Below are 3374 nucleotides of genomic sequence, written 5' to 3'. Positions count from 1 at the left end.
TGCCTCGCGATCTTTTGATCTTTTTAAAGATCGCGAGGCAAGCTCGCTCCTACACAGGCAAGGGCTGTACGAAAAACGTACAGCTTTCTGCAGGCCATACGCACCGTGGCCTGCAAGGGCTTTCACTCAGGTTATCCACAGGCAGTTCCACAGGCATTGTGGGTAAAAGACCCACAGCTTAATGACCGCCTGATGACAACCAGACCTTATGCGCGCTGTGGTGCAAGATCCCGTGGCGCCGCGCCAGCGCCTTGTGGTCTTTGCTGTAACCGCCGCCAATCACGCCCACCACCGGGATATCCCGGCCCAGGCAATGGCGCATCACGCTTTCATCCCGTGCCGCCACGCCTTCATCGGTCAGCTTCAAATAGCCCAAGGCATCGTCTTTATGCACATCCACGCCTGCGTCGTAGAGCACCAGGTCCGGCTGATAGAGCGGCAACAGGTAATTCAGCGCCTCGTCGACCACCTGCAAATACTCGGTGTCGCCCATGCCCATGGGCAGGCCGATGTCCCAGTCGCTTTGCGCCTTGCGAGCCGGAAAATTCTTTTCACAGTGCAGGGAAACGGTAATGGCCTCCGGCGTATGTTCAAGAATCCGCGCCGTGCCATCGCCCTGATGCACGTCACAGTCGAAGATCAGCACGCGGTTGACCCGGCCGCTTTCCAGCAAATAATGGCTAATCACCGCCAGGTCATTGAAGATGCAAAAGCCCGCCGGGTGATCGTAGTGGGCGTGGTGGGTGCCTCCGGCCAAGTGGCAGGCCAGCCCGTGTTCAAGGGCCTGTTCGGCGGCCAGCAGTGAGCCGCCCACGGCGCGAATGGTTCGCCGCGCCAGGGCTTCGCTCCAGGGCAAGCCCAGGCGGCGTTGATCTTCACGGGCCAGTTCGCCGGCCATGTAGCGCTCGATATAGGCGCGGTCATGGGCCAGCGCGAGGATATCCACAGGGCACAGCTCGGGGCGCAGCAAATCGGCATCGCGGGTCAGCCCGGTGTCGATCAGGTGATCGTGCAGCAGGCGGAACTTGTCCATCGGGAAGCGATGCTCCGCAGGGAACTGGGGGCTGTAGTCTTCGTGGTAGATCAGCGGTACGGGCATAAGGATTTCACGTCGGAACGAGCGCTGGATATTAACAGCGCTGTACACTGCTGGGCATGTGCAAAGCCCGGTAACCACTGGAGAGGCCTGATGGAGCAGATCAAAGAGCTGGAAAGTCCGCGTTTGCGCCTGCGCCCCTGGCGTGACACCGACTTGCCAGAGTTCGCTGCCCTGTGCGCTGACCCGCAGGTGATGCGGTACTTCCCGGCGGCCCTGAGTCGCCTCGAAAGCGCAGCCCTGATTGGCCGTTTTCGCGGTCACTTTGCCGAATACGGCTACGGTATGTGGGCATTGGAGCGTAAAGACACCGGCGCCTTTATTGGCTGTACCGGGCTGTTAAATGTCAGTTTTGCCGCTGCATTCACCCCGGCCGTTGAAATAGGCTGGCGACTGGCGCCTGAACATTGGGGGTTGGGCTACGCCAGTGAGGCGGCCTGGGCGGTGTTGCGCTGCGCCTTTGATCGGCTGGCGCTGGACCAGGTGGTGTCGTTCACCAGCGAACCCAACCTGCCATCGCAAAAGGTCATGCAGGCCATCGGCATGCAGCGTGACCTGGATAGCGACTTTGAACATCCCAAGCTGGTTGAAGGTCATCCACTAAGGCCGCATGTGCTGTATCGCATTTCACGGGCACAGTGGCTGGAAACGTTGCACGGTTAAACGGGCTGAGGCCTGAGCCGAAATTTTTTGTTGGCCGACGTAGCGAAGATTACGACGGTATTGCTCTGTGTGAGGAGAGTCTGAATGAGCCAAGTATTGGATGATCTGGTCAACTTGTTGACCCTGGAACCGATTGAAGAGAACCTCTTTCGCGGTAGCAGCCAGGACTTGGGCTTTCGCCAGCTGTTCGGCGGTCAGGTGCTGGGGCAATCGTTGTCGGCCATGAGCCAGACCGTAGAAGACGCTCGGCACGTGCACTCATTGCACGGCTATTTTTTGCGCCCCGGCGATGCCAGCTTGCCGGTGGTGTACCAGGTTGACCGGGTGCGTGACGGTGGCAGTTTCAGCACCCGCCGGGTAACCGCGATCCAGAAGGGCCAACCGATTTTCACCAGCAGCGCGTCGTTTCAATACGATGAAAACGGCTTTGAGCATCAAAACCCGATGCCCGACGTGGTGGGGCCTGAAAACCTGCCATCCGAGCTTGAGATGATTCGCCAGCGCGCGGACCTGATCCCTGAATCAATGCGTGAAAAACTGCTGTGTGCCAAGCCCATCGAGTTCCGCCCGGTGGTGGGTGAAGACCCGTTCAACCCCCAGGTCAGCGATCCGATCAAATACGTGTGGTTTCGCGCCGACGGCACCTTGCCCGACAACCTGGCCCTGCACAAATACCTGCTGGCCTACGCTTCGGACTTCGGCTTGCTGACCACCTCGCTGCTGCCCCATGGCAAAGGCGTGTGGCAACGCGACATGCAAGTGGCCAGCCTCGACCACGCGTTGTGGTTCCACGGCGAACTGCGCATGGATGACTGGCTGCTCTACGCCATGGACAGCCCGTGGGCCGGTAACTCGCGCGGGTTCTCGCGCGGCAGTGTCTACAACCGCGCGGGCAAACTGGTCGCCTCGGTGACGCAGGAAGGCCTGATACGCCACCGCAAGGACTGGGCATGACACTCAAGGACATCAAGCATTGGGTGTTCGACATGGACGGCACCCTGACCCTCGCCGTGCATGACTTTGCGGCGATTCGTCAGGCATTGGGCATCCCGCCCGAAGACGACATCCTGACCCACCTCAACGGCTTGCCCGCTGACGAAGCGGCTGCCAAGCATGCCTGGTTGCTGGAGCATGAGCGCGAACTGGCATTGGCTTCCACGCCAGCGCCGGGCGCAATCGAGCTGGTGCGCGACCTGGCTGCCCGTGGTTACCGCCTGGGCGTGCTGACGCGTAACGCTCAAGAGCTGGCGCACATCACGCTCAAGGCGATTGGTCTGGATCAGTGCTTTGCGCCGCAGGACGTATTGGGGCGCGAGAACGCCGCGCACAAACCCGACCCGGATGGTCTGCTGCAGTTGGCGCAAGCCTGGGCTGTCGCGCCGTCGAACATGGTGATGGTGGGCGATTACCGCTTTGACCTGGCATGCGGCCGTGCGGCCGGGAGCAAAACGGTGTTGGTCAACGTCCCGGACAACCCGTGGCCCGAACTGACCGACTGGCACGCCAAAGACTGCGCCGAACTTCACCAACTGCTGAATTGAAATATTCCCCGCCTCTGTAGGAGCGAGCTTGCCTCGCGATCTTTTAAACGATCAAAAGATCGCGAGGCAAGCTC

5 protein-coding genes are annotated in these 3374 nt (G+C 60.4%); 4 read left to right on the top strand and 1 reads right to left on the bottom strand.

The window, feature by feature from the left end; genetic code table 11:
• Window positions 1–182: hypothetical protein (locus QMX84_RS26015; RefSeq protein ID WP_282365123.1), on the top strand; the 182-nt coding region annotated here is incomplete at its 5' end.
• Here QMX84_RS26015 and QMX84_RS26010 read toward each other — a convergent pair.
• The gene (locus tag QMX84_RS26010) at window positions 179–1099 is read right to left on the bottom strand and encodes a histone deacetylase (protein ID WP_282365122.1); all 921 of its coding nucleotides are present in this window, start codon (window positions 1097–1099) and stop codon (window positions 179–181) included. The genes QMX84_RS26015 and QMX84_RS26010 overlap by 4 nt on opposite strands.
• 90 nt (window positions 1100–1189) lie before the next feature.
• Here QMX84_RS26010 and QMX84_RS26005 point away from each other — a divergent pair, with 90 nt between their 5' ends.
• The 3 genes from QMX84_RS26005 (at window position 1190) to QMX84_RS25995 (ending at window position 3300) form a co-directional block, all read left to right on the top strand.
• Window positions 1190–1759 carry a GNAT family N-acetyltransferase gene (locus QMX84_RS26005; protein ID WP_282365121.1) on the top strand — a complete coding sequence of 190 codons (570 nt, stop codon included), beginning with the start codon at window positions 1190–1192 and terminating at the stop codon, window positions 1757–1759.
• An 84-nt stretch (window positions 1760–1843) separates the two neighbouring features.
• On the top strand, window positions 1844–2713 hold the full coding sequence (gene tesB, locus QMX84_RS26000; RefSeq protein WP_123752060.1) for an acyl-CoA thioesterase II: 870 nt from the start codon (window positions 1844–1846) through the stop codon (window positions 2711–2713).
• Entirely contained in the window at window positions 2710–3300 is a 591-nt protein-coding gene (locus QMX84_RS25995) for an HAD family hydrolase (RefSeq protein ID WP_048390604.1), read from the top strand. Before tesB ends, QMX84_RS25995 begins: the two co-directional genes overlap by 4 nt.
• Window positions 3301–3374: the final 74 nt, after the last annotated feature.

It is taken from the genome of Pseudomonas sp. PS01297 (assembly GCF_029959305.1).
GTDB classification, from domain to species: Bacteria; Pseudomonadota; Gammaproteobacteria; order Pseudomonadales; family Pseudomonadaceae; genus Aquipseudomonas; species Aquipseudomonas helleri.
This window is presented reverse-complemented; position numbering and strand designations above follow the sequence as displayed.